20 protein-coding genes are annotated in these 24,952 nt (G+C 68.0%); 7 read left to right on the top strand and 13 right to left on the bottom strand.

The genetic code is table 11. The annotated features are described in order from the left end of the window. Positions 1-21: 21 nt before the first annotated feature. From coaA to QM568_RS11335, 4 genes are read right to left on the bottom strand one after another with little or no spacing between them, the layout of a single operon-like run. A complete protein-coding gene (coaA, locus tag QM568_RS11350) occupies positions 22-966 on the bottom strand; it encodes a type I pantothenate kinase (RefSeq protein WP_415138874.1) in 945 nt (314 codons plus the stop codon). Between the two features lie 34 nt (positions 967-1,000). Then, entirely contained in the window at positions 1,001-3,487 is a 2,487-nt protein-coding gene (locus QM568_RS11345) for a glycoside hydrolase family 3 C-terminal domain-containing protein (RefSeq protein WP_415138872.1), read from the bottom strand. Then, a complete protein-coding gene (yicI, locus tag QM568_RS11340) occupies positions 3,487-5,805 on the bottom strand; it encodes an alpha-xylosidase (RefSeq protein WP_415138870.1) in 2,319 nt (772 codons plus the stop codon). Before yicI ends, QM568_RS11345 begins: the two co-directional genes overlap by 1 nt. After that, on the bottom strand, positions 5,802-7,853 hold the full coding sequence (locus tag QM568_RS11335) for a beta-galactosidase (protein ID WP_415138868.1): 2,052 nt from the start codon (positions 7,851-7,853) through the stop codon (positions 5,802-5,804). Before QM568_RS11335 ends, yicI begins: the two co-directional genes overlap by 4 nt. Positions 7,854-7,920: 67 nt before the next feature. Here QM568_RS11335 and QM568_RS11330 point away from each other — a divergent pair, with 67 nt between their 5' ends. Genes QM568_RS11330 through QM568_RS11320 form a run of 3 tightly spaced genes read left to right on the top strand, consistent with a single transcriptional unit; the run spans position 7,921 to position 11,932 of the window. Beyond that, positions 7,921-10,323, top strand: a complete 2,403-nt coding sequence (locus QM568_RS11330; RefSeq protein WP_415138914.1) for a glycosyl hydrolase family 95 catalytic domain-containing protein — start codon at positions 7,921-7,923, stop codon at positions 10,321-10,323. Next, positions 10,317-11,333 carry a LacI family DNA-binding transcriptional regulator gene (locus QM568_RS11325; RefSeq protein ID WP_415138866.1) on the top strand — a complete coding sequence of 339 codons (1,017 nt, stop codon included), beginning with the start codon at positions 10,317-10,319 and terminating at the stop codon, positions 11,331-11,333. The genes QM568_RS11330 and QM568_RS11325 overlap by 7 nt, the downstream gene beginning before the upstream one ends. Then, the gene (locus QM568_RS11320; protein ID WP_415138864.1) at positions 11,330-11,932 is read left to right on the top strand and encodes a DUF624 domain-containing protein; all 603 of its coding nucleotides are present in this window, start codon (positions 11,330-11,332) and stop codon (positions 11,930-11,932) included. Before QM568_RS11325 ends, QM568_RS11320 begins: the two co-directional genes overlap by 4 nt. A gap of 81 nt (positions 11,933-12,013) precedes the next feature. Here the strand turns inward: QM568_RS11320 and QM568_RS11315 are convergent, their stop codons facing one another. The 3 genes from QM568_RS11315 to QM568_RS11305 are packed head-to-tail and all read right to left on the bottom strand — an operon-like array spanning position 12,014 to position 15,734. Next, a complete protein-coding gene (locus QM568_RS11315; protein WP_415138862.1) occupies positions 12,014-13,768 on the bottom strand; it encodes an ABC transporter substrate-binding protein in 1,755 nt (584 codons plus the stop codon). Positions 13,769-13,798: 30 nt separating this feature from the next. Beyond that, positions 13,799-14,728 carry a carbohydrate ABC transporter permease gene (locus QM568_RS11310; protein ID WP_415138860.1) on the bottom strand — a complete coding sequence of 310 codons (930 nt, stop codon included), beginning with the start codon at positions 14,726-14,728 and terminating at the stop codon, positions 13,799-13,801. A gap of 10 nt (positions 14,729-14,738) precedes the next feature. After that, on the bottom strand, positions 14,739-15,734 hold the full coding sequence (locus QM568_RS11305) for an ABC transporter permease (protein WP_415138858.1): 996 nt from the start codon (positions 15,732-15,734) through the stop codon (positions 14,739-14,741). A gap of 178 nt (positions 15,735-15,912) precedes the next feature. On the opposite strand from QM568_RS11305, the gene QM568_RS11300 reads away from it, so the two are divergent. Together QM568_RS11300 and QM568_RS11295 are read left to right on the top strand one after the other, a co-directional pair. After that, positions 15,913-16,899, top strand: coding sequence for an acetylxylan esterase (locus tag QM568_RS11300; RefSeq protein WP_415138856.1), 987 nt, complete (start codon positions 15,913-15,915; stop codon positions 16,897-16,899). A 55-nt stretch (positions 16,900-16,954) separates the two neighbouring features. After that, a complete protein-coding gene (locus QM568_RS11295; RefSeq protein ID WP_415138853.1) occupies positions 16,955-17,899 on the top strand; it encodes a Ppx/GppA phosphatase family protein in 945 nt (314 codons plus the stop codon). Between the two features lie 80 nt (positions 17,900-17,979). Here the strand turns inward: QM568_RS11295 and glmM are convergent, their stop codons facing one another. The 3 genes from glmM to rplM are packed head-to-tail and all read right to left on the bottom strand — an operon-like array spanning position 17,980 to position 20,315. Continuing rightward, positions 17,980-19,338: a phosphoglucosamine mutase gene (gene glmM / locus QM568_RS11290; protein WP_415138851.1), complete on the bottom strand. Its 1,359-nt coding sequence runs from the start codon at positions 19,336-19,338 to the stop codon at positions 17,980-17,982. 14 nt (positions 19,339-19,352) lie between these two features. Further along, positions 19,353-19,841, bottom strand: a complete 489-nt coding sequence (rpsI, locus tag QM568_RS11285) for a 30S ribosomal protein S9 (RefSeq protein WP_415138849.1) — start codon at positions 19,839-19,841, stop codon at positions 19,353-19,355. A 27-nt stretch (positions 19,842-19,868) separates the two neighbouring features. Beyond that, complete coding sequence (rplM, locus tag QM568_RS11280; RefSeq protein ID WP_415138847.1) at positions 19,869-20,315, bottom strand: 50S ribosomal protein L13; 447 nt, start codon at positions 20,313-20,315, stop codon at positions 19,869-19,871. A 296-nt stretch (positions 20,316-20,611) separates the two neighbouring features. Here rplM and QM568_RS11275 point away from each other — a divergent pair, with 296 nt between their 5' ends. Beyond that, complete coding sequence (locus QM568_RS11275; RefSeq protein ID WP_415138845.1) at positions 20,612-20,842, top strand: hypothetical protein; 231 nt, start codon at positions 20,612-20,614, stop codon at positions 20,840-20,842. A 93-nt stretch (positions 20,843-20,935) separates the two neighbouring features. Next, complete coding sequence (locus QM568_RS11270; RefSeq protein ID WP_415138843.1) at positions 20,936-21,604, top strand: endonuclease/exonuclease/phosphatase family protein; 669 nt, start codon at positions 20,936-20,938, stop codon at positions 21,602-21,604. 54 nt (positions 21,605-21,658) lie between these two features. On the opposite strand, the gene truA is transcribed toward QM568_RS11270, so the two are convergent. From truA to QM568_RS11255, 3 genes are read right to left on the bottom strand one after another with little or no spacing between them, the layout of a single operon-like run. Beyond that, the gene (truA, locus tag QM568_RS11265; protein WP_415138841.1) at positions 21,659-22,501 is read right to left on the bottom strand and encodes a tRNA pseudouridine(38-40) synthase TruA; all 843 of its coding nucleotides are present in this window, start codon (positions 22,499-22,501) and stop codon (positions 21,659-21,661) included. Positions 22,502-22,510: 9 nt separating this feature from the next. Beyond that, the gene (gene rraA, locus QM568_RS11260; RefSeq protein ID WP_415138839.1) at positions 22,511-22,984 is read right to left on the bottom strand and encodes a ribonuclease E activity regulator RraA; all 474 of its coding nucleotides are present in this window, start codon (positions 22,982-22,984) and stop codon (positions 22,511-22,513) included. Next, complete coding sequence (locus QM568_RS11255; RefSeq protein ID WP_415138837.1) at positions 22,984-24,522, bottom strand: APC family permease; 1,539 nt, start codon at positions 24,520-24,522, stop codon at positions 22,984-22,986. The genes rraA and QM568_RS11255 overlap by 1 nt, the downstream gene beginning before the upstream one ends. Positions 24,523-24,952: the final 430 nt, after the last annotated feature.

Below are 24,952 nucleotides of genomic sequence, written 5' to 3'. Positions count from 1 at the left end.
TGCCGGGCCATGCCCCGCCGGTCAGAGCTTGCGCAGCAACACGCTCTCGACGGCGTGGTCGGCGCCCTTGCTCAGCACGAGCCGCGCGCGGTGCTTGGTGGGCATGACGTTCTCGATGAGATTCGGCATGTTGATCTCGTTCCAGTATCCGAGCGCCGTGGTGATCGCCTCGGCGTCGGTGAGATGCGCGAACACGTTGAAGTAGGAGTTCGGGTTCGAGAACGCGCCCTGCCTGAGCGCCAGGAACCGGTCGATGTACCACTTCTCGATGTGGGCGCTGTCGGCGTCGACGAAGATCGAGAAGTCGAACAGGTCGCTCACCGCGACGTCGTTCGGCGCGGCCGGCGGCTGCAGCACGTTCAGCCCCTCGACGATGACGACGTCCGGACGCCGCACGACGACGTGCGCATCCGGCACGATGTCGTAGCGCATGTGCGAGTAGAACGGCGCCCTCACCTCGGCGGCGCCGCTCTTCACTTCGGTGAGGAACTGGATCAGCGACCGGCGGTCGTAGGACTCGGGAAAGCCTTTGCGATCCATGAGCCCGCGGCGCTCGAGCTCGGCGTTCGGATAGAGGAAGCCGTCGGTCGTGACGAGCTCGACACGCGGAGTGCCCGGCCAGCGGCTCATCAGCTCGCGCAGCAGGCGCGCGATGGTCGACTTGCCGACCGCGACGGATCCGGCCACCCCGACGACGAACGGTGTCGTGGTGTCGTCCTCCTGCAGGAACGACGACGTCGCCGCGCCCAGCTGCTTCGTCGAGCTCGCGTACAGCGACAGCAGACGGCTCAGCGGCAGGTACACCTCGCGGACCTCGTCGAGATCGAGGCGATCACCGATGCCGCGCAGCTCGACGACCTCGGTCTCGCTGAGCGGCTGATCCAGCCCCGCCGCGAGCCGCGCCCAGTCCGAGCGATCGATCTTCCGGTACGGAGACAGGGGCAGCGTAGGGTCGGCGGCGGTCACGGGTTACATCGTATCGGGGCGCGCTCCGGCGGGATCAGCGCACCGACAGAGACGCATGCACCGGCAGGACGTCCGCCGAGGGGCCGGCGGCGATCCGATAGATCCCCGGCTGCACGCGCAGGGCGCCGGCGTGCACCCAATCCTCCACAGCGCCCTCCAGTCGCACCGCCTCGTCCCACACCGCGAACCGCTCCGTCTGGAACGGCACCTCGATCTCGCGCGTCTCGCCGGCCTCGAGCCGGGCTCTGCGGTAGCCGAGCAGCAGACGCCGCGCCGGCGGGATCGGCAGCCCCTCCGGAGCGAGCCCGTACACCTGCACGAGCTCCTCGGCGGCCCGGCTCCCCCGGTTGGCGACGCGCACGCGCACCACGACGGATCCCGCAGTTCCGAACGCCGGATGCCGGTGCGTCGGCGCCGGGGCATCCACCGCTTCGGCATCCAGCGTCACCTCCTCGTACGCGACGGACGAGTAGGTCAGGCCGTGTCCGAACGCGAACGCATACGGCTCCGGCTGGTGCCGGTATGTCGCCTGCTGACGCTGCGTGTCGTAGTCGAACAGGTCACCCGCCTGCGCCGGGTCCGCCGGCCACGACTGCGCCAGCCGCCCCCGCGGCTCCACGTCGCCGCTGAGCACATCGGCGATGCCGTGCCCCAGCTCCTGCCCCGCGTGGCTCGACCAGACGACGGTCGATGCGGCGGCAGCGTCACCGAGCACGTACGGGTAGCTGGAGACGATCGTCAGCACGGTCGGCGTTCCGGTCTCCTCGACGGCTCGCCAGATCCCGGTCGATGCCTCCGGAAGGAACAGGTGCGGACGGTCCTCGGTCTCCCGACCGGCCAGGTGCGGGTCGTTGCCGACCACGACCACGGCGAGATCGGCCGAGCGCGCAGCATCCGCCACCGCCTGCATGCCCGATCGCACCGTCCGCACCGCGAACCGCTCTGCACGATCCAGGGTGACGCCCTCGGCGAGGACGATCCCCACCTCGCGCGACACGCGCACCCAGCGACCGGATCCGAGGTGCAGCAGCGACCATGTCCCGTCGGGATGCACGTGCCGGCGGAAGCTCTCCTGCACCACCCAGCCGCCGACTCTCTCGGCATCGGCCCGCATCGGCCAGGCCCCGCCCGTCAGCAGCCGTCCGGAGGCGTGCGCCCGCAGCGTCAGGACGCCGTCGCCCCAGTCGGTCACATCCCACAGGGCGTCCTCCGACGCGCTGTCGGCGGTCGCCGCGACCACCGCCCCGGTCGGATCCGACCGGAGGTACGCGCCGTTGCTCGTGGCACGCAGCGCCACGGTATCGGCTCCGGTCTCGACCCGCACGTCGGCATCCGGGTAGCGATCCGCCAGCCCCTGGGCGACGCCCACGGCGTACGGGGGCGTGCCCGAGTACCAGTCCGTGAGCACGCGGTCGGCGAGCGGGCCGACGACCGCGATCGACCGCGGGGTCGTCAGCGGCAGCATCCCGGCATCATCGCGCAGCACGACCACGCCGGCCGCTGCCGCCTCGCGCGCCAGTTCGCGAGCGGCAGGGGTGTCCAGATCGCGCATGCCGATGCCTGCATACGGATCGGCGTCCGCGTCGAACTCGCCGCTGCGCACGCGCATCTCCAGCAGGCGCAACACTGCCCGATCGATGTCTTCGCTCGTCAGCAGCCCCGCCTCCAGCGCCGCTCGCAGATTCGTCAGCGTGGGCTGCGCATCGGCATCGTTGTCGGTGAAGGAGTCCATGCCGCTGCGCACCAGGGCGGCGGCGGCGTGGGTCATGTCGGGCTGGGCGCCCTGCACGGACACCACGAACGTCGGCGCCCCGGCATCCGACACGATCGCAAGCGAGCCATCCGTCCAGCTGCGCGCCTCAGCGACCAGCTCGGGCTGCGTATGCGCTGGCGCGCCGTTGACCTGGTTGTATGCGAGCATCATGCTCCCCGCGGCCTCGGACTCGATGGGTGCGCGGAAGGCCGGCAGCTCCTCTTCGTGCAGCGTGCGCAACGACATGTTCGAAGACGTCGCCGAGCGATCGGTCTCGTTGCTGTACGCCAGGAAGTGCTTGAGGGCCGGAACCGTCTTCCACACGCGCTCGTGCCGACCGCGAAGACCGCGTGCGTACGCGGTGCCGAAGTGCGCCGTCAGGTGCGGGTCCTCCGAGAAGCCCTCTTCGTTACGCCCCCACCCCGGGTGCCGCAGCGTGTTCACGACGGGCGCCCACACGTTCAGGCTGATCAGCGGATTCTCGGATCGTTTGGCGCGCACTTCGGTCGATACGACCTCGCCGACGCGCTCGATGAGCTCCGTGTCCCACGTCGCCGCGAGCCCGATCGGCTGCGGGAACACGGTCGCGACACCGAGCCAGGCGACACCGTGCAGCACCTCGCATCCCGTGCGGTACTCGGCGACGCCGAGACGCTCGATCGCGGGCGCCGCCTGATGCAGCATCGCCAGGCGCTCGTCGGGCGTGAGACGCGCGAGCAGGTCCGCCGCACGATCCGCAACCGTCGCATCGATGTCCCGGTACCGCATCAGTCCCCCGTCAGGACGATCTCGAGCTCGCCCGCACCGGCCGCGTCGAGGACTCTCCCGCCCGCAGCCAGCGACCAGCATGCTGTTGCATCCGTCGTCACTGCCACGATCCGCGCGCCTTCCCGGCGGACCCGGAAGCTCGTCGACGGTGCGCCGTCGAGACCGGGAACCGTGGTCACAGCGTCGTATCCGTCCGGGAGCTCGAAGCAGCGCAGCGTGACCCCGTCTGCCCAGGCGTAGTCCGGCCGGTCATCGACCGCCCCCCACGGCAGCACCGTGCCTGGTCGCGCCAGCAGCGGCACCGACAAGAAGTCGTGTGTCTCGCGCACCCAGCGCCGGCCGCTGGCGCGCGAGCCGTTCAGCACCGACGTCCATACACCGTCGGGCAGGTAGTACTCGACCTCGCCAGCGGCCTCGAACACCGGGGCGACCAGCAGGGCGTCGCCGAGCATGTACTGCGTATCGGCGTCGAAACCGCTGCGGTCCTCGGGGAACTCGAGCACCATCGGACGCATCATCGGGATGCCATTGGCGGCGGCCTGCTCAGCGGCGCCGGCCAGGTACGGCATGAGTCTCATCTTCAGCTTCGTGAAGCGTCGCGTCACATCGACGGATTCGTCATCGAAGATCCAGGGCACGCGGAAGCTCGTCGACCCGTGCAGGCGCGAGTGCGAGCAGAGCAGTCCGAACGCGAGCCAGCGCTTGAACACCGCCGGATCCGGGTCGCCCTCGAAGCCGCCGATGTCGTGGCTCCAGTATCCGAATCCGCTCAGCGCGAGCGAGAGCCCACCCCGCAGCGATTCGGCCATCGACGCGAATGACGAGTCACTGTCGCCGCCCCAGTGCACAGGGAACTGCTGGGTGCCAGCGGTCGCCGAGCGCGCGAACACCACCGCCTGTCCCTTGCCGCGGCGACGCTCGAGCGCACGGAAGACGACCTCGTTGTACAGACGCGGATAGTGGTTGTGCATGCGGGCAGGGTCCGACCCGTCGAACCACTCGACGCCCTCAACGGGGATCCGCTCCCCGAAGTCGGTCTTGAACGTGTCGACGCCCTGGTCCATGAGCCGTTCGAGGTGTCCGGCATACCAGTCCGCGGCATCCGGATTGGTGAAATCGACGATGCCCATCCCGGCCTGCCACAAGTCCCACTGCCAGACGCCGCCGTCCGTGCGCTTGAGCAGGTAGCCCTTCTCCGCCGCCTCGGCGAACAGCGCGGAGCGCTGCGCGATGTACGGGTTGATCCAGGCGGACACTTTGAGACCGCGCTCGTGCAGGCGGGCGAGCTGTCCCTCCGGGTCGGGGAAGGTGCGCGGATCCCACTCGAAGTCGGTCCACTGGAACTCACGCATCCAGAAGCAGTCGAAGTGGAACACGCTCAAGGGCAGATCGCGCTCGGCGAACCCGTCGATGAAGCCGTTCACGGTGGCCTCGTCGTACTCGGGTGTGAACGACGTGGTCAGCCACAGGCCGAACGACCAGGCAGGCACCCTGGCGGGCCGACCGGTGAAGGCCGTGTACCGCCGCAGCACGTCCTTGGGCGTCGGGCCCGCGAACACGTAGTAGTCCAGGGTCTCGCCCGGCACCGAGAACTGCACGCGGGAATTGACTTCGCTGCCCACTTCGAACGACACCCGATCGGGGCTGTCGACGAGCACGCCGTAGCCACGGCTCGTCAGGTAGAACGGAACCGACTTGTAGGACTGCTCGCTCGAGGTGCCGCCGTCGGCGTTCCACGAGTCGACGACCTGCCCGTTCTTCACGAAGGCGCCGAACCGCTCGCCGAAGCCGTACACCCGCTCGCCCGGCTCGATCGAGAGCTGCTGATGGACCCACGTGTCGCCGGCGTGCGCCTGCTGCCCGCCATCGGCACGGAAGGTGCTGTCGGCCGTGAAGTGGCCGATCGAGCGCGGCAGCGCTCGGGTGAGGATGCGCCCGCCCTGCTCGAAGCGCATGTCCCACGTCCCGGTGCGCGACACGACCACGCGGAGGTCGCCGCTGACGAGGACGCCCTCGGTCTCATCGGCCGACACGGACGGCACGAAACCTTCCTCGGGGAACGTCTCGAAGTCCGGTCCACGGTGCACGCGTCCGGCATGCCGCTGGACGCGCACGCGCACAACCCCGGATGCCGGGGAGGAGAGCGTCACCGTCAGCATCGGCCGGTTCAGCGTGTCGCCGCGATGCCGGATCGCGCCGGTCGGCGCGAAGACGGTCAGGGTTCCCGCAGACGCATCGACACGCATGTCGTCCACGTGCGACGCGTACAAGGGCGTCAGACCCGATCGGGTCAGCCAGAAGCCGTCGGTGAACTTCACAAGGTGCTCCTTTGCATTCGCTCCATCACCGCACGGACCTCGCCCGGCGCGATGCCGACGGTGCGGTGGATGCTCTCCTCTGTGAGCAGGTCGACGCGCACCCCGCCCTCTCCTAGATCGAGCTCGATGTGTCGATCGGCATGGTTCAGCAGGAACAGCACGTCGCCGCGCCGGACCGCCTCAATCCCGTCCGGCAGAAGGGCTGCGGGTCGGCCGAGCGCGTCGGTGACGCCGGCCTCACCGAGCACGTCGCCGAACAGCGACGACAGCGTGTCGTCGTCGACGATCGCACCCAGGTACCAGGCGGTGCGGTGGCGTGTGAGTGCGGGGATGCCGTCCAGCTCGCCGCCGCGGTACCAGGCGAGGACCTCGGCGCCCTCGCTGCGGAGTCTCTCGGCGAGGATCCCCGCCCGCGGTCGCCGCACGTCGGACCCCCAGCCGCCGTCGAAGGCCAGCGCGATGCCACTATCGGGGACACCCACCCATTCCTCGCCGCTGACGCCGAGCACCTCGCGCAGCAGCACGGGCGAGCGCCCTGTGAGGATCTGCGCATTGCGGTCGGCGACGCCGCTGAACGGGCCGATCACGACGTGGGCTCCCGCCTCGACGACCCCCGCCAGCGCGTCGGCGGTGGCCGACTCGATGATGTAGGAGTGCGGCACCAGGACGACACGGTAGCCCGACAGGTCGGACGACGAGGACACCAGGTCAGCCGCGACGCCGCGGCGCCAGAGCTCGCGATACCAGCGATTCGCCTCTGTCATCGTGCTCAGCCGCTCGGTCGGCCTGGCCGGCTCCTCGCCGGCCCACCACGACGCCCAGTCGAACAGGATCGCCACGTCGGCGTCGACGCGAGCGCCCGACGCCGGTGTGAGCCGACGCAGATCCCGTCCTTGGCGCACGACGCCCCGGAAGACATCGGAGTCCGCACCGGCGTGCGGCAGCATCGCGGAGTGGAAGCGCTCGGCCCCGGCACGTGCCTGGCGCCACTGGAAATAGCAGACCGCATCCGCGCCGCGGGCGATGGCCTGCAGCGAATCACGGCGGGCGTGCAACGGCGACTTGGGGAGGTTGTGGGTGCGCCAGGACGTCGCGCTGACGGCCTGCTCCATCAGCACCCACGAGCGCCCGCCGCCGAGCGATCGCATGAGATCCTGCACGAAGGCAGTCTGTGCAGGAGCGTCGACCGAGGCCGGGTCAGGGTACTGATCGTCCGAGACGACATCGACGTCGCCGGCCCATGCCCAGTAGTCGGTCAGCGCATGGAAGCCCATGAAGTTCGTCGTGATCGGCTGTGCGGCACCCGTCGCGCGGATGATGTCGCGCAGCTCGCGGTAGCAGGCCAGGAGCTGGTCGGAGCTGTAGCGGCGGAAGTCGAGCGCCTGCGTGGGGTTGACGAGATACGGCATGCGTCGCGGCGGCAGGATCTCGTCGAAGTCCTCGTAGTGCTGCGACCAGAAGGCGGTGCCCCAGGCCGCGTTGAGCTCGGCGATCGTGCCGTAGCGCTCGATGAGCCAGCGGCGGAACTCGCGGGCCGCCTCGTCACCGTGGTCGATCTGCCCGTACTCGTTGCCCACGTGCCACATCACCACGGCTGGGTGACCGGCATAGCGCTCGGCCAGGTCGCGCGTGATCGCCGCCGCATACTCGCGGTAGACGCGCGACGCCGGCGAGAACTGGTTGCGCGATCCCGCGATCAGGCGCACGCCGTCGCGATCGACAGGCAGGGTCTCCGGATAACGCAGGCCCAGCCACGGCGGCGGCGACGCGACCGGCGCGGCGAGGTCCACCGAGATGCCGGCGCCGTGCAGCAGATCCAGCACCTCATCCAGCCAGTCCCAGTCGCGCACACCAGGAGCGGGCTCGATCCGCGCCCAACTGAAGACCCCCACCGTGACGAGGTTCACGCCGGCCTCGCGCATGAGCGCGACGTCCTCGCGCCAGACGTCGGCCGGCCACTGCTCCGGGTTGTAGTCGCCACCGAAGCCCAGGCCTCGCCGGGCGATGAACGCGTCGAAGGCGCGTCGTGCGGAGGTCGTCGTTGACATGTTCTTCCGGTCGGAGTTGAGTTGTCGAAGCGTTTCAACAACGAGAACATATACTAACCACGTGCCGATGTCCATCGAGGTCGATGACAACCTCCGCTCCCGCCACGGCGGCCGCCCGTTCCCGGACGCGCTCCACGTGCTGCGCGACCATCGGCCTGCACAGCACTGGACGGACGCCTTCCCCGTCGGCGACGGCGTGCGGGGGGCGATGTGCGAGGGGCGAGCGGGTGGCGAGCGCCTGCATCTGAACGACATCACAGCGTGGTCGGGCTCGGCCGACCGTGATCCGCTCGAGGGGATCGTCGAGCGCGGCCCCGCTGCGCTCGACGCCGCCAGAGCGGCACTCGCCCGCGGAGATGCCGCCGAGGCGGAGCGCCTCGTGCGGCCCCAGCAGACGCCGTGGGTGCAGGCCTACCTCCCGCTCGGGCGCGTGGACATCGAGGTGCACGACACATCAGCCGACGCCGTGTCCGCCGACGCCGCCACGCTGCACCGCGAACTCGATCTGCGCACCGCGATCGCCGCGCACTCCTACGATTCGAATGCGGGCAGGGTGCGGCACGAGACCTGGGCGGATGCTGAGGCCGGCGCCATCGTGCACCGTGTGCTCGCCGAGCGCCCTGTGCGCCTGAGCGTCCGCGTGGACAGCGCGCTGCGCGCGCACCGCACCGGGCCAGCACCCGACACCCTCGAACAGGAGTGGCTCCTGCCCGTCGACGTCGCCCCCGGGCACGAATCTCCGCCGGAGCCGATCCGCTACGACGCCGAACGGGGGCGGTTCGGGGCTGTGTCCGTGCGGTCGAGTGCGCCATCGTCGGTGGAAGCCGGCGTGCTGATCACCGCTGCATCCTGCGAGCACGTGCTGCTCATCGGCACCGCCACAGCGCCATCGCTGCCGGGCTTCGAGGACGACGGGCGCGATGCGATCTCCCGCGCTGCTACGGCATCGACCGCGGACGTGGACCGTCTGCGCACCGCACACATCGCATCGCACCGCGCGTTGTACGAGCGCTGCGCGCTGGAGCTCCCCTGGCCCGACGACGTCGGCGAGCTCGCATCCGCACGGCGCGTCGAGAACGCGCAGGCGCGTTCGGATCCGGGCCTCGCGGCTCTCGTGTTTCACTATGGCCGATATCTGCTGATCTCCTCGTCGCGGCGCGCGGGTCTCCCGCTCACGCTCCAGGGCATCTGGAACGCCGAGCTGCCAGGGCCGTGGTCGAGCGCGTACACGACGAACATCAACCTCGAGATGGCGTACTGGCCGGCCGAGGTGACCGGGCTGCCGGAATGCCTGGATCCGCTGCGCCGATTCGTCGCGCGCGTCGCCATGACCACGGGTCGCACCGTGGCGCGGGCGCTGCACGGCGCCGACGGCTGGGTCATGCATCACAATTCGGACGCCTGGGGACATGCCGCCCCTGTGGGCGGCGGTGGCGGCGACCCGGCATGGGCCTTCTGGCCGCTCGGCGGGGTCTGGCTCAGCCTGCAGCTGTGGGATGCTTTCGACTTCGACGCCGACCTCGAGCGTCTGATCGCCGAGACCTGGCCGGCTTTGGAGGGCTCGGCACGCTTCGCCCTGAGCTGGATCCGCACCGACGGCGAACGCGCGTGGACATCCCCGTCCACCTCGCCTGAGAACCGCTATCTGGATGCCGGCGGCGAACCCCGTGCGCTCGGCGAATCCACGACCATGGACGTCACCCTGCTGCGCGAGCTGTCCGGAGCGTGCACGCGAGCCGCCGAGGTCCTCGGTATCGATCCGGAGTGGCTGGCCGAGCTCGAGCGCCTCACGGCGCTGCTGCCAGCGCCTCGCGTGCTGGCCGACGGGCGGGTGGCCGAATGGGACCGTGACCTCGTCGACGCTGAACCGGAGCACCGCCATCTGTCCCACCTGGTGGGGCTGTACCCCCTCGCGACGATCACCCCGCTGGCCACACCGGAGCTCGCCGCAGCCGCGGCGACGACCATCCGCTCCCGCGGTGCTGAGTCCACCGGTTGGGCGCTGGCGTGGAGGCTCGCGCTGTGGGCCCGACTCGGCGACGGCTCCGGGGTGCACGATCAGGTACGCATGTCACTGCGACCGGCGCAGTCCGGGGCCCGGCAACGCGGGGGGCTGTACGGCAACCTGTTCAGTGCTCATCCACCGTTCCAGATCGACGGCAACCTCGGCCTGACCGCCGGTATCGCCGAAGCGCTGGTGCAGTCCCACGAGCGCGACGGCGACGCGATCCGGATCCGCGCGCTGCCCGCTCTGCCTGCGCAGTGGCCAGAGGGCGCTGTGCGGGGGCTCCGCGCCCGCGGTGGGCTGCACGTGGACCTCGTGTGGGCCGCCAGCCGGATCTCGAGCGTGCGCCTCCGCGCCGAGCGCGCGGTGGCCGTAATGTTGTCAGGGCCGGGGCTCGCGGAAACCCGTGTGGGTCTCGCCGCCGGCGCGGAGCAGATCATCGAGCCGAAGGAGCAACCATGGTGACGATCACCGACGTCGCACGCGCCGCGGGCGTCTCCACATCCACGGTCTCCTATGTGCTCAGCGGAAAGCGGACCATCTCCCAGCAGACGAAGGAAAGGGTCGAGCAGGCCATATCGGAGCTCAAGTACAGCCCGCACGCCAGCGCCCGCTCACTCGCATCCCGGTCAACGAACGTGATCGGCCTGCACGCGCCGCTGCGCTCAGGGGTCGACGTGCACATCATCATGGAGATCGTCGCCGGCATGGTGCGCGAAGCCAGAGCCCATCACTACGACATCCTGCTGCTCACCAGCGACGATGCATCCGAGCTCAGCCGAGTCTCGCGCGCCTCCATGGTCGACGCCCTCCTCGTCATGGACGTCGAATCCGATGACCCTCGCATCGCCCTGTTGAAGGACCTCGCAACCCCCGCGCTCCTCATCGGACTCCCCGCCGGCGCGGACGGGGTCCCCTGCGTGGATTTCGACTTCGAGACGGCCGGACGGCTCGCCGCGTCACGGCTCGTCGAGCTCGGGCATCGCCGGATCGCGCTGCTCGGCGCCCCCGCCGAGGTCATGACCCGGCAAACGTCGTACTCCGATCGGCTGGGGCGCGGTTTCCTGACCGAGGCACAGGAAGCCGGCGTCGCGGCGAGCGTGCACGCCTGCCCGAGCACTGAGGACGCTGTCGAGGTCGTCGACCGCCTCCTCTCCGAGAATCCCGAGATCACCGGCATCCTGTTCCACAATGAGGGTGCGCTGCCACACGTGGCCGGACGGCTCAGCACCGAGGAGAGCGGGCGCGTGCTCGATGTCATCGCCCTGCGCCCTGCGGGAATGGCGCACACCGTGTCGCCCCTGACGGACAGCATCGATCTGCCCGCCGAGGAGCTCGGGGCTGCGGCCGCACGCGCGATCCTCAGATTCGTGGACGGCGAGGAGCAACCGCCTGTGCAACTGCTCGCGCCCCATCTGGAGTCTGCGCAGGCCCTGGACGACATCAGCCGCGGCGTGACGAGAAGGCAGCCGTGAAGATCGATCCGGAGAGCCGGGCGCTGCAGGGCATGTCGTCATTCCTGGCCTTCGTCGCGCTCAACGTCATCTACCTCGCGGCGTGCCTGCCTGTGGTGACGATTCCCGCGGCCACGAGCGCGTTGTACGAGGTGACGATGCGCTACTCGGACGATGAGAGCGGGCATCCAGTGAAGGACTTCTTCCCGGCGTTCGGTCGCAACGCCGGGCGCGCGACACTCCTCGGGCTCTGCCTGGCCGTGCCGATGCTGCTGCTCGGCGCGAGCGCGGTCTTCTGGGCTGCGCACCCCAGCGTCCTGGCCGCAGCCGCGGCCGTCATCGCGACGATAGCGGCCGTCTACCTCTTCGCCGCGTTCCTGTTCGCGATGGCACTGACCGCCGCGTACACGACCGCATTCCGCCAGGCGCTGAAGAACGCCCTGCTGCTGCCCGCCGCCGAGCCGGTACGCACCTTCGGCATCCTGCTCATCCCGGTCGCGCTCGTGTGCATCACGATCGTGCTCCCGATGTTCGGCGTCATCCTGGCGACGATCGGATTCTCGATCGCCGCCTACGCGACGGCATTCCTGTTCCGCAGCGTCTTCGCGCGCCGGAGCTGAGGGGGCTTCCCGCCCCGGCATCCCGCCCTGGCACGGAAGAAGGGGGCCGGGCATACGCCCGACCCCCTGTGCGGATGCCGCCTACTCGGCGAACTCCTTCGCGATCGCGACGCGAGCGTCGTTCTGCGCCTTTGCGCTCGCCAGGTCCACGTCGAGGACGTCCTGGTAGCCGAGCCCCTCCGCGGTCTCCTGCAGCTCGGACCAGAGCTTCTCGAAGTCGGCCTCGCTCTCGGCGAACGTCGCCTGCCACGAGTACTGCACGATCACGCCCTTGACCTGATTGCGCAGCGCCTCGGTCTGCGAGTCGTCGGTCGGCACGGTGTAGCTCGCACCGGGGGCGACCAGGAGCTGGTCGTTCGCCTTCAGGTACTCCATGGTCGAGGTGGCGTCGCCCATGTGCGCGGACCAGTCCGCCTTCAGCTCGTTCTGCGTCAGCGCCTGGTACGAGGGCCAGAACTGGTAGTTGTACTGCAGTCCGGTCCGCTCGTCGATGTCGTTCGGCAGCACCGCGCTCACGTTGAGCGTGGACGTTCCCTTGACGTAGCTGCCGCCGCCCCATTCATCCGGAACAGTGGCGTCACCGGTCAGGAACACCTCCTGGCCGAACTCGGTCAGCTGCGGCTGCCCGTCGGCGGCGAGCTCCCAGGTGAGACCTTCCGGCCCTGCGGCGCCCTGCGTCTGGCTGTTGTTGGCGTAGGTGCCCTCAGCGGAGTAGAGCCAGTCGATGAACGCGGCGATGCGCTCCGGGTCCTCGGCCTTCGAACCGATCGCGATGACCTGCTTGCCGCCGTACGCTTCCGCGCCGTACGAGAAGATCGTCTGGTCCTTGATCGGGGCCAGCATGAAGCCCGTGCCCGCGTTCATGTTGTCCTCGGTGTTGTAAGCGGCCTGACCGAGCCAGGGCCACCACGAGTACAGCACCTGACCGTTCTGGAACTTGGACCACAGCGTGTCGTAGTTCTGCGTCGTCGACTCCGGGTCGACCAGGCCCATCCGGTAGGCCTCGTTGTAGAACTTCAGCACCCGGTAATACTCGCCGTCGTCGTCGAGGAGGCCCTGATAGTCCGAGCCGTCCGCCTTGGCGAGAGCGAAGCCGAGCTCGTCGTAGCCGTAGTAGGTGATCGGCTGCTTGACGTTGTTCATCATGTTGCCGTCCCAGTCCTTGAAAAGGCTCAGGGCGTACGTCTGCTTGCCGTTGGGGGCGGTCGGCTGCAGCTCCTGCATGTCTTTCAGGATCGGAAGCAGGTCCTCCAGCGTGTTGATCTCCGGGTAGCCCAGCTGCCCGTACAGGTCCCAGCGCAGATAGGCGCCGAAGGTCGGTTCGAGACCTTCGCTCGGCTCGGTCGGCAGAATGCTGGAGACCTGACCGGGGAACGCGTACACGCCGTCCTTGCCGTCGTTGAGCTTGTCCACGGCTTTGTCGAATCGCTGCACGTTCTCCATCGCCGGGTAGAACCTCGACGCGTCGACCACGAGGCCGCCCTCGACGAGCTCGTCGAGCTTCTGCCCCTTGTCTGTGATGATGAGATCGCCGAGATCGCCCGCCGAGACACGCGTGTTGTACAGCGTGTCGCCGCCGCCGGCGACGTTCGGGGCGATGATGTTCAGCTTCATGTTGAACTTCTTCTTGACGAGCTCGCCGAACCAGCCCTCCTGAATGCCCATGTAGTTGGCGAGACCATCGAACACGTCGATCGTGATCTCGTCCTTCCATTCGGTGGGGAAGGCGTCGATTTCGCCCTGTTCGGCCTCGGTCTGCTCGCCGGTGCACGCGGCGAGGGTCCCGGTCGCGAGGAGCGTGATCGCTCCTGCTGCGATGATCTTCTTCAACTTCATTGCTTTCCTTTCTCGGTGCGCGAAGCGCTGTCAGCCCTTGACGGCGCCCAGCATGATGCCCTTCACGAAGAAGCGCTGGAACAGGGGGTAGATGAAAATGATCGGCAGGATGACGATCACCGACACGGTCATGCGAATGGAGGTGGGCGTCTGCGAGGTCGCCGCCGCCACGATGCCGCTGAGATCGCCACCGGCGTTCTGCGCGGCCTGCGCGAGACTGGACGCCTGGTTGATGAACATGTACAGCAGGTACTGCAGCGTGTACAGGCTCTGATCGGTGATGTAGATCAGAGTGTCCTGGAAGCTGTTCCACTGCGCGACCGCCGAGAAGATGGCCACGGTCGCAAGGATCGGCGTCATGTTGGGCAGATACACCCGGAAGAAGACCTGAACGATGTTCGCGCCGTCGAGCTCTGCCGCCTCCTGCAGCGACTCCGGCATGGACTCGACGAAGGTCTTCACGAGGATGATGAAGAACGGCTGCACGATGAAGGGCAGCACGTACACCCAGAAGTTGTTCGTGAGCCCCAGGGTCTTCATGACGATGAACACCGGGATGAGGCCGGCGCTGAAGTACATCGTGATGACGATGAACCGGTACCAGAACTGCCGACCCCACATGCGCTTCTGCGTGAACATGAAGCCGAGGAAGGCGGATGCGAGAACCGTCGCCGCCGTGCCGATGGCGGTGCGGGCGATGCTGACCACGGCCGCCATCGGCAGCCCGTTCAGCTCGAACACCTGGCGGTAGTTGTCGAAATGGACGTCGACGGGCCACCAGCGCACGTCGCCGAGGGCGGAGACATCGTTCGCGCTGATCGAGTTGATGATGAGGAAGTAGAACGGGTACGCGCAGAGCACGACGAGCAGCGCGAAAACCGTGTAGTTCACGATCGCGAAGATGATGTCGCCCCCGTGACGGGTGCTCGGCGCGGATGCGGGTGCGCTCAGGGTCGTCATGTCGTGCCTCTCAAACAATCGATTCGCCGCGGACGCGCTTGGCGATGCCGTTGACAGCGAACAGGAGGATGACGGAGACGATGCTCTTCAGCATCCCGATCGCGGTCGCCATCGACAGGCTGTTCCCTGTCATACCGATGTTGTAGACGTACAGGTCCAGAACCTGGATCCACTCCTTGTTGAACGCGTTCTGGAACACGTAGTACTGCTCCATGCCGTTGTTGAGGAGATTGGCGATCGACAGCAGCAGCAGCACGAGGTACGTCGGCATGAGCTGGGGAAGTGTGATGTACCACATCTTCTGGAAGCGCCCGGCGCCGTCGATCTCCGCCGACTCGTACAGGGACTGATCGATTCCGGCGATCGCCGCGAGATAGATGATCGCTCCCCAGCCGAGACCTTTCCAGATGCTCCACAGCGTCATCGTGAGCCAGATGTTCTGGTCGGTGTCGAGGAACTTGATCGGCGCGGTGATGAGGCCCCAGTCGCCGAGCACGTTGTTGACGAGACCGGAGCTCGAGAAGAGCGAGAAGGCGATCATGTACACGAGCACCCAGGAGATGAAGTTGGGGAGCGTCGTGAGGGTCTGAACGGCGTTGCGGAACCACGGGAGGCGGATCTCGTTGAGGAAGATCGCGAATCCGAGTGGCAGGACGCTGGTTGCGATCCCGAGGAAGCTGATGGCAAGTGTGTTCAGCATCACCTGGCCGACCTGGGCGATCTGCGTGGGCGAGCTCACGAGCATCTGGAACCACTGCAGTCCGACGAACTCGCTGCCGGAGAGGCCGAGCGCCGGTTTGTAGTCGTAGAGGGAATAGACCCAGCCGTACAACGGGAAATAGGAGAACAGGAACGCGAGGACGATGAACGGAAGGACCACCAGGAACATCGCATAGGACTTGCGCCCGCCGGTCTGCTGGTCGCCGCCGCGGCGGCGCCCCCGCTTCGTCGGGTTCCCAGCCTTGTCGAGCTGGGCGACCATGGTTTCGGTCAAGGGAGTGGTCATCTTCGTGCCGTTGCCTTGTGTCAGGGGCACCTTCGCCCGCAGAGTGTCGTCGAGATCGATCCCCGTCGAACGATGGAATCGAATCGCTTCGACAACACGATAAGCGCTCATCGCTCTCCTGCGCAAGAGCGAAGAGAAGCGTTTCGATATCGACCGCTGCAGCGGCTACGGTGTATCCGTGGCCTTGACCGATCTCTCGCTCGACGAGCTCGAGCAGTACCGCCCCGCCGTCGCCGAGCCCGCCGACTTCGACGATTTCTGGGAGCGCACCCTGACCGCAGCGCGCGCAGCGGCGACACCGCCGCAGCTCGCACCCGCCGACACCCCGATCTCCGAGTTCGTCGTCGAGGATCTGACCTTCAGCGGATTCGCCGGCGACCCGATCAGGGCCTGGGTCACGCGGCCGCGCGGCGACGACCCGCGACCGGCGGTCATCGAGTACATCGGGTACGGCGGGGGGCGCGGCATCCCTGGCGAGCGGCTGCAGTGGGCGTCCGCCGGCTACGTCCACGTGCTCATGGACACACGAGGACAGGGCGCGAACTGGGGGTCGGGCGGGCACACCCCCGATCCGCACGGCTCGGCATCCGCGTCGACGGGATTCATGACCCGCGGGATCGAGCATCCGGACACCTACTACTACCGGCGGGTGTTCACCGATGCCGTTCGCGCGGTCGATACCGTGCGGGAGCTGCCCTCGGTGCTGGCGGATCGCGTCTCGGTGACCGGCTCGAGCCAGGGCGGCGGCATCTCCCTCGCCGCGGCCGCGCTGCACCAGGACGTGTTCGCCGTGATGCCTGATGTGCCGTTCCTGTGCTTCTTCCGCCGGTCGGTCGAGCGCACCCCCGACCATCCCTACGCCGAGATCGAACGCTACCTCGCGGTGCACCGCGATCGCGTCGATCAGGTGTTCGCCACGCTGTCGTACTTCGACGGGGTCAACTTCGCTCGCCGCATCCGCCAGCCCGCGCTCTTCTCGGCGGCGCTGATGGACGCCATCGTGCTCCCCTCCAGCGTCTACGCCGCTTACAACCATCTCGCCTCGACGGATGCCGAGATGCAGGCATATGCCTTCAACGGGCATGAAGGCGGGCAGATCGCCCAGTGGGTGCGTCAGGCGCGCTGGCTCGCTGAGCGATTGCCGGGCGGTTCCGCCCTGCGCTGAAACCTCAGGAGCCGGCGTTCTGCTCCCGTGCACCTGAGGCCGGTATCCTCTTGCCGTGCGCCTGGGAGTCATCGACATCGGTTCGAACACGGTCCATATGCTCGCCGCCGATGTCCGCCCCGGCGGCAGGCCTCTGGCCACGACGAGCGACCGCACGGTCCTGCGCCTCATGCGCTACCTGACGCCGGAGGGCGCCATCTCGGAAGAGGGCGTGCGCACGCTCGAGGATGCCGTCGCGCGCGCACGCGCCGTCGCCGAGTCGGAGAACGTCGATGCGCTCCTCGCCACGGCGACGAGCGCGGTGCGCGAGGCGGCCAACGGCCCTGAGGCCATCGACCGCATAGAGGCCCTGCTCGGACAGCCTCTCCAGGTGCTCGACGGCGAGACCGAAGCCGAACTGACCTTCCTCGCCGTGCGCCGATGGTTCGGCTGGTCGGCCGGTCGGCTTCTGCTGCTGGACATCGGCGGCGGGTCCCTGGAGATCGCGGCGGGCGGCGACGAGGTCCCGGATGCTGCGGCATCCGTCCCCCTCGGCGCCGGACGCATGACCGTGGAGTTCCTGCCGCACGATCCGCCGGGAGAGGTCGACGTGGAGCGCCTGCGGGCGCACGCCTCGTCTGTGCTGGCGCAGGTGTCGCCGGCCTTCGACGCGCTCCCGCGCCCCGACCACGTCGTCGGATCCTCCAAAGCGATCCGTTCGCTGGCCCGCTTGGTCGGCTATCCGGTGCCTGGCTGGTCCGGCATCGATCGGATGCTCCTGCCCCGCGATGCGCTCGGCTCGTGGATCCCGCGGCTGGCGCGCATTCCGGCATCCGCTCGTCAGGAGCTGCCGGGGATCACCCCCGACCGGACCTTCCAGATCGTCGCGGCGGCCACGTGCCTGCACGTGGCGATGACGACGCTGGATGTCGACGAGCTCGAGGTCTCCCCTTGGGCGCTGCGCGAGGGCGTGCTGCTGCGGTACATCGAGCAGCTCCGCTGGGGCGATGAAGAACGCTGAACGCCTGACGCCCGACCCACGGCGCGAGGAAGGCGAACGGATGCTGCTGCCCGCAGCATCCGCCCGCTGACAACGATCCCTCAGAGCGCGAGGCGCTCCCGCACGACGTCGGCGAGTCGCTCGGCGTACGTGCGCACCGACTCGGCATCCGCCGCCTCGACCATGACGCGCACCAGCGGCTCCGTGCCGGACTTGCGCAGCAGCACACGCCCGGTGTCGCCGAGCTCCGCCTCGACCTCGCGCACGGCGGCCTGCACGCCCTCGTCCGCATCCACGGCGTCCTTGTCCACGCCGCGCACGTTGATGAGGACCTGCGGGTACACGGTCATGACGCTCGCGAGCTCGGCGAGCGACTTCTTCTGGCGTGCCATCTCGGCCACCAGATGCAGGCCGGTCAGCAGCCCATCGCCGGTCGTCGCGTACTCGCTCATGATCACGTGACCCGACTGCTCGCCGCCCAGGGAGTAGCCGCCCTCGTTCATGTCCTCGAGCACGTACCGGTCGCCGACGGCGGTCTGACGCACCGTGATGCCGTGCTCGCGCATCGCGACGTGCAGCCCGAGGTTGCTCATCACCGTCGCGACGAGCGTGTCGTCCTTGAGGTGGCCGCGTTCCTTCATCGACACCGCGAGGATCGCCATGATCTGGTCGCCGTCGATGACCCTGCCCTCGGCGTCGACGGCGAGGCAGCGGTCCGCGTCGCCGTCATGGGCGATGCCGATGTCGGCGCCGAGGCGCACGACGGCCTCGGCGAGGTTGTCGAGGTGCGTGGATCCGACGCCGTCGTTGATGTTGAGGCCGTCGGGGTCGGCGCCGATCACGGTCACGTCGGCGCCGGCGTCGCGGAACGTCTCAGGGGAGACACCGGATGCGGCGCCGTGCGCGCAGTCGAGCACGACCTTGATGCCGTCGAGCTGATTCGGCAGCGAGCCGAGCAGATGGACGACGTAGCGGTCCTCGGCGTCGGAGAAGCGGATGATCCGCCCCACGCCAGCGCCGGTCGGTCGCAGCATGTCGCCGCTCATCGCGGCCTCGATGCGCTCCTCGACGATGTCGGGGAGCTTCACGCCGCCGCGGGCGAAGATCTTGATGCCGTTGTCGGGCGCCGGGTTGTGCGACGCCGAGATCATCACGCCGAAGTCGGCGTCCCGGTCAGCGACGAGGAAGGCCAGCGCCGGCGTCGGGATGACTCCGGCTTCGAGCACGTCGACGCCGGAGGAGGCGAGACCGGCCGCGACGGCGGCCGTCAGGAAGTGACCCGAGACGCGGGGGTCGCGGGCGACCACTGCGGTGAGGCGCTTGCCTTCGGCCTTGCGGGCCTCCGCAGTACGGCCCTGGCCCAGGACGACAGCAGTCGCCTGGGCCAGGGTGAGTGCGAGATCAGCGGTGAGGGCGCCGTTGGCAAGCCCTCGCACGCCGTCCGTGCCAAAGATCGGCATCGGTCGGGCAGAACTCAACGCTTGGAGTACTGAGGTGCCTTGCGGGCCTTCTTGAGGCCGGCCTTCTTGCGCTCCTTCACGCGGGCGTCGCGCGAGAGGAAGCCGGCCTTCTTCAGAGCCGGACGGTTGTTCTCGGCATCGATCTCGTTCAGCGCACGGGCGATGCCGAGGCGCAGAGCGCCGGCCTGGCCGGAGTCGCCGCCACCCGAGATGCGGGCGATGACGTCATAGGCGCCGACGAGGTTCAGCGTGGTGAACGGGTCGTTGATCAGCTGCTGGTGCAGCTTGTTCGGGAAGTAGTCCTCGAGAGTACGACCGTTGACCGTGATGGTGCCCGAACCGGGGATCAGACGCACGCGGGCGATGGCCTGCTTGCGACGGCCCACGGCGGCACCGGGGACGCTGAGCACGGGGCGCGGAGCTGCCGTCTCGGTCTCGGCGGCCTCGGGGGTCGAGGTCGAGTAGTTCTGCGGGGTTTCGGTGGTGTCCTGGATGTCAGCCACGAGTATGTCCTTAAGTCTTTACGGCGCTTACTGCGCGACCTGGTCGAGAGTGTACGGCGTGGGCTGCTGAGCGGCGTGCGGGTGCTCGGCACCCGTGTAGACCTTCAGCTTGGCCAGCTGCTGGCGGCCGAGGCTGTTCTTGGGGAGCATGCCACGGATGGCCTTCTCCACCGCGCGGACCGGGTTCTTCTCGAGCAGCTCGGAGTAGGTGGTCGCCTTGAGGCCGCCCGGGTAGCCCGAGTGGCGGTAGGCGATCTTCTTCTGGAGCTTCTGACCGGTGAGGGCGACCTTGTCGGCGTTCACGATGATGACGAAGTCACCCGAGTCGATGTGGTTGGCGAAGGTCGGCTTGTGCTTGCCGCGCAGGAGCGCTGCGGCGTGCGAGGCCAGACGGCCGAGAACGACGTCGGTGGCGTCGATGACGACCCAGTCGCGCTGGACTTCGCCAGCCTTGGGAGTGAAAGTGCGCGTCACGATAGTGCTGCTTTCTTGTTCGAACGGAGAAGTTCGTGAATCCCACTCCGGGGTGGTTCTCGCCCTATCGGGAGGAACACGCCAGTGGAGGGCTCACGTTCGCGGCACTCGGCAGTCGAGCACCAAAGAAACAGCTTACGTCATGCGGGCCTGTTGACGCGAATCGGGATCGCAAGGCGTGGTGCCGTGCGGGGTCCGGCTGGCAGAAGATCCGGCCCGGGAAGGGCCCGGGTGGCAGAAGCGCCGGCCTCGGCCCCGGCAGAACGAAGCTGCGCGAGGCGGTCGAGCTGATCCGGGTGGGAAGCGCATCGCGACTGGAGACCGAGTATCGGATCGACGCCGCCGATTTCGGGCTGCCCGAGGCGGAGCTCGACATGGACTTACGGGACCAGGCGTATGCGGATGCCGGATGGCGCGTGATCCGCTTGACCTCGTCCCCTCTGGATGCGGCTCGCACCGGCATCCGAATGGTGGCGGCCACGTTGCGAGGACGTCGTTGGGGCGACGCAGCCGCAGGCGGCGGGTGACGGGCGGGGTCGGACAGGGGATGCTCGGCATCCGCCGGGCACGACGGGTATTCATCACCAGCGCACAGCGTCCGCGAGTAGCGTAAGAGGGTCATGAAGCTCATCTCCTACAACCTGCAGAAGCACCGCGCGGCGGGTGAGCTCGTGGATCTCGCGAGCGTGCACGATCCCGACATCCTGTGCCTGCAGGAATGCGACGTGCAGGATCTCCCCGAGCGCGTCGGCGACCTCGTCCTCGCCGACGCCACGCAGGGGAACCGCCTGGGTCTGGCGATGTTCTATCGTGCCAGCACGTTCCGGGTGGTGGCCGTCAAGACGATCGAGTTGAAGAAGTCCCTGCACGACCGCATCGCCAAACCGGCGCACGAACGCGTCCTCGGCGTGCGGCTGCACGACATCGACGAGGGGCGCGAGCTCATCGTCGCCTCGTTCCACGCTGCGCCCCTCACCGCCTTGAACTCGCTGCGCCGACACCAGATCCGCGCGGCGCTCACCCAGCTGGCAGCGCTCGGACCAGCACTGCCGCAGCTCATGGTGGGTGACTACAACTACCCGGTCTTCAAAGAGCACCTCGGCGATGCCGTCCGCGAGCAGGGGTACGCCCTGACCCTGAGCGACGACCACACCTACACCCGATACCGGGTTTTTCGCGGGCACTACGACTTCGTCACCTCGGCCGGAGTCGAGATCGAGAAGGTCACGACACTGCCCCAGGGGATGAGCGACCACAGGCCGATTCTGGTCACCGCGCGGTTCGACTGAGCCGAGGAGGGTTCCGCGCGGGCGCCGCGACGGGCGGGGCGGCCGCCCACCGCCTCAGTCGATCGACCGCCGGGCCCGCGTCTGCTCTGCGCGCGCCGACAGCAGGTCGTCGGCCGGATATCCGACCTCGGTGAGCGTCAGCCCGCGCGCCGCGAGCACCTTGAACGCGCTCGTGCGCACGATGGCGTCGCGCAGCCTCGCCACGTCGTCGACGTCGAGGCGGCCCTCCCCCACCGCGGCGCACGCGCCGACGAGCGCCCGCACCATGCTGTGGCAGAACGCGTCGGCCTTGAGCTCGGCGACGAGCGCACCCTCGGAGTCACGACGCCATCGGTACGACAGCAGCGTGCGGATCGTCGTCGCCTCCTCGCGCGGCTTGCAGTACGCCGCGAAGTCGTGCAGTCCGATGAGGGTCTGCGCCGCGGCATCCATCCGCTCGACGTCGAGCGAGCCGCGATGCACCGTCGTGTTCGCACGCCGCAGCGGGTCGTACCCCGAGACATCGTCGGCCAGCCGATAACGATAGCGCCGCCACACGGCGGAGAACCGGGCGTCAAACCCCTCCGGCGCGATCGACGTCCGCGTGACCGTCACGTCAGGGTAGGCGCCGAGCGCCCCGCGCATGCGTCCCGCCAGCGACCCTGCCGGATCGTGCGAGGCGCGCCCGTGCCGCGCCTCGACCCGCGCCCACTGCTCGTCGCTGAGGTCGACGTGGGCGACCTGGCCGGAGGCGTGGACTCCGGCATCCGTCCTTCCCGCGACGACAAGGCGCACCTCTGAACCGACGATGCGGCCCAGCGCCTCTTCGAGCGTCCCCTGCACGGTGCGCAGTCCCGGCTGCGTTGCCCATCCGCGGAAATGGGTGCCGTCATAAGCGATGTCGAGCCGGATGCGCACGAATCCAGATTAGGACAGCCGCTCGACCAGGATGCCGTCCTCATCGCTGTACAGGTGCGCACCCACCGCGAAGTCGACACCGCCGAACGACAGCGTGACATCGGCTTCTCCCGTGGAGAGCTTGGTGCTCTTTCGCGGGTTGGTGCCGAGCGCCTTCACTCCCAGGTCGAGCCCGTCGATCGCGACGCTGTCGCGGATCGCCCCGTTGATGACCACGCCGGTCCAGCCGTTCTCGACGGCGAGAGCCGCGATCACGTCGCCCATCAGCGCGCGGTTCAGCGAGCCTCCGCCGTCGACGACCAGCACGGCGCCCTCTCCCGGTGTCGACAGCACCGATTTCAGCAGGGCGTTGTCCTCGTGGCAGCGCACCGTGCGGATCTTCCCGTCGAAGGCGCGTCGCCGCCCGAAGGAGCGCAACTGCAGTGGCAGCGACTGGATGCTCTCTTCGAGCTCGTCGTACAGATCGGCGGTGGAAACCGCCATCAGATGCCGCCGTCGATCGACCGGATGAAGTCGCCCGGTTCGTCGGGCACCATCACCTCGGTGTCCCTGTTGAGGCTCTCCCCGCGGAAGAACCGCTTCGAGCGCGGGAACACGAACCACAGGAACATCAGCACCAGTCCGATAGCGAGCGAGCCGATTCCGACGACGAAGGTGCCGCCGATGCCCAACAGCTCGCTGTAGCCGTAGTCGACATCCCACATGTCGATCGCGGACTGCACGAACGCCGCGGTCAGCAGCAGTCCGCCCAGCAGCGGGAAGATGCCCTTGAAGAACAGGTCGCGAGTCGACCGCCCCAGATCCTTGCGGAAGTACCAGACGCAGGCGAAGCCGGTGATCGCGTAGTAGAACGCGATGGCCAGACCCAGCGACAGGATCGAGTCCTGCAGGATGTTGTCGCTGATCAGCGTCATGGTCACGTAATAGACCACCGCGACGATGCCCATGATGATCGTTGAGAACGAGGGCGTCTTGTACTCGGGGTGCACGTCCTTGAACTTCGCCGGCAGCGCCCGGTACACGCCCATCGCGAGCGTGCCGCGGGCTGTGGGCAGGATCGTGGTCTGCGTCGACGAGACCGCCGAGATGATGACGGCGACGACGAGCACCCAGCCGAACGGGCCGAGGAGTCCGTCCTTGATGGCGAGGAAGAAGTCGTCGGCGTGCTCCTCGTTGCCCAGTCCCGTCCCGGTCTCACCGAGCCCTGCATACATCATCGCCGCGATCGTCACCGAGACGTAAGTGAACAGCAGGATGACGCAGGTGAGAACTGCGGCGCGCCCTGGAATGCGCTTGGGATCCTTGGTCTCCTCGTTGAGGGCGAGGCAGGTGTCCCAGCCCCAGTAGATGAACAGAGCGAGCAGGATCGCCTCGGTGAATCCCGACCAGTCCGTGAAGCCGAACGGGTTCAACCACTCCCAGGAGAAGTCGATCGCGTCGGGAGCGTTGCCGCTGAGGATCTGCCAGAAGACGGCCACGATGAACACGACGAGGGCGAGGTACTGGACGCCGAGCAGGATGTTCTGAATGCGCTCGCCGATCTCGACGCCGCGCCAGCTGACCCAGGTCATCGATGCGATGAAGAGCACAGCGACGACGATGATGCGCCAGTCGTTGTTCTCGAAGTCGAAGCCGATCAACGACCATAGGTACACCGAGGCGATCTGTGCGAGGTTGGCGAGCACGACCATGCCCGCGACGGCGACTCCCCAGCCGCCCATCCAGCCGACCCACGGGCCGAAGGCCTTGGTGGCCCAGGTGAACGTGGTGCCGCAATCGGGCACGGCGTTGTTCAGCTCGCGGTACGCGAAGGCGATGAGCAGCATCGGGACGAAGGCGATGACGAAGGCGATGGGCGCCTGCGCACCGACCGCGATGACCACCCAACCGAGAGAGGCGACCAGAGAGTACACCGGTGCTGTGGATGCCAGGCCGATGACGGTCGATCCCCAGAGCCCCAGCGTCCCGGCCGCCAACCCTTTGCCGTCAGGTCGTTCCAGATGGATTGGCGTCGTAGACATACGAGAACAGTATTCTTGCCACGGTTATCGAGTCAAGAGGCATCTGTTAACAACGGATTACGCACCACAAGCCCTGGGCAAACCACGGAAACCGTGGCTACATGGCCGCCTCAGCATCCGCCGCCTTCGTTCCGGTCGCGATTTGTGCATCCTCGGAGCTCCAGAAGCGGCACAAATCGCGACCGGAGCAGTGCTATAGGCCCCCCCGATGCCGGGGGTTTCATCTGTGGACCTTGTCGGCCTCTATTCAAAGAATTCGGATGGCACGTCAGTAACCCCCGAACAACAGAGCCTCGATATTTCATTGGGAGGGTGAGTCCTCGCTCGCGGCGTCGTTGCCGGGCTCGTGAGGTCGATTTTGACATCGGGGTATGACATCGACCGCGATGCGTCGCGGTGGCGGGGTTCCAGTCCGGGGTTCCTGGTGTCG

Source organism: Microbacterium sp. (assembly GCF_047607465.1).
In the GTDB taxonomy this organism is placed as follows: Bacteria; Actinomycetota; Actinomycetes; order Actinomycetales; family Microbacteriaceae; genus Microbacterium.
This window is presented reverse-complemented; position numbering and strand designations above follow the sequence as displayed.

Bases quoted from the DNA above. Each gene is read 5' to 3' on its own strand.
- QM568_RS11345 (WP_415138872.1), bottom strand. From the start codon at position 3,487: ATGCGGTACCGGGACATCGATGCGACGGTTGCGGATCGTGCGGCGGAC.
- QM568_RS11335 (WP_415138868.1), bottom strand. From the start codon at position 7,853: ATGTCAACGACGACCTCCGCACGACGCGCCTTCGACGCGTTCATCGCC.
- QM568_RS11330 (WP_415138914.1), top strand. From the start codon at position 7,921: ATGTCCATCGAGGTCGATGACAACCTCCGCTCCCGCCACGGCGGCCGC.
- QM568_RS11325 (WP_415138866.1), top strand. From the start codon at position 10,317: ATGGTGACGATCACCGACGTCGCACGCGCCGCGGGCGTCTCCACATCC.
- QM568_RS11315 (WP_415138862.1), bottom strand. From the start codon at position 13,768: ATGAAGTTGAAGAAGATCATCGCAGCAGGAGCGATCACGCTCCTCGCG.
- QM568_RS11310 (WP_415138860.1), bottom strand. From the start codon at position 14,728: ATGACGACCCTGAGCGCACCCGCATCCGCGCCGAGCACCCGTCACGGG.
- QM568_RS11305 (WP_415138858.1), bottom strand. From the start codon at position 15,734: ATGACCACTCCCTTGACCGAAACCATGGTCGCCCAGCTCGACAAGGCT.
- glmM (WP_415138851.1), bottom strand. From the start codon at position 19,338: ATGCCGATCTTTGGCACGGACGGCGTGCGAGGGCTTGCCAACGGCGCC.
- QM568_RS11270 (WP_415138843.1), top strand. From the start codon at position 20,936: ATGAAGCTCATCTCCTACAACCTGCAGAAGCACCGCGCGGCGGGTGAG.
- rraA (WP_415138839.1), bottom strand. From the start codon at position 22,984: ATGGCGGTTTCCACCGCCGATCTGTACGACGAGCTCGAAGAGAGCATC.
- QM568_RS11255 (WP_415138837.1), bottom strand. From the start codon at position 24,522: ATGTCTACGACGCCAATCCATCTGGAACGACCTGACGGCAAAGGGTTG.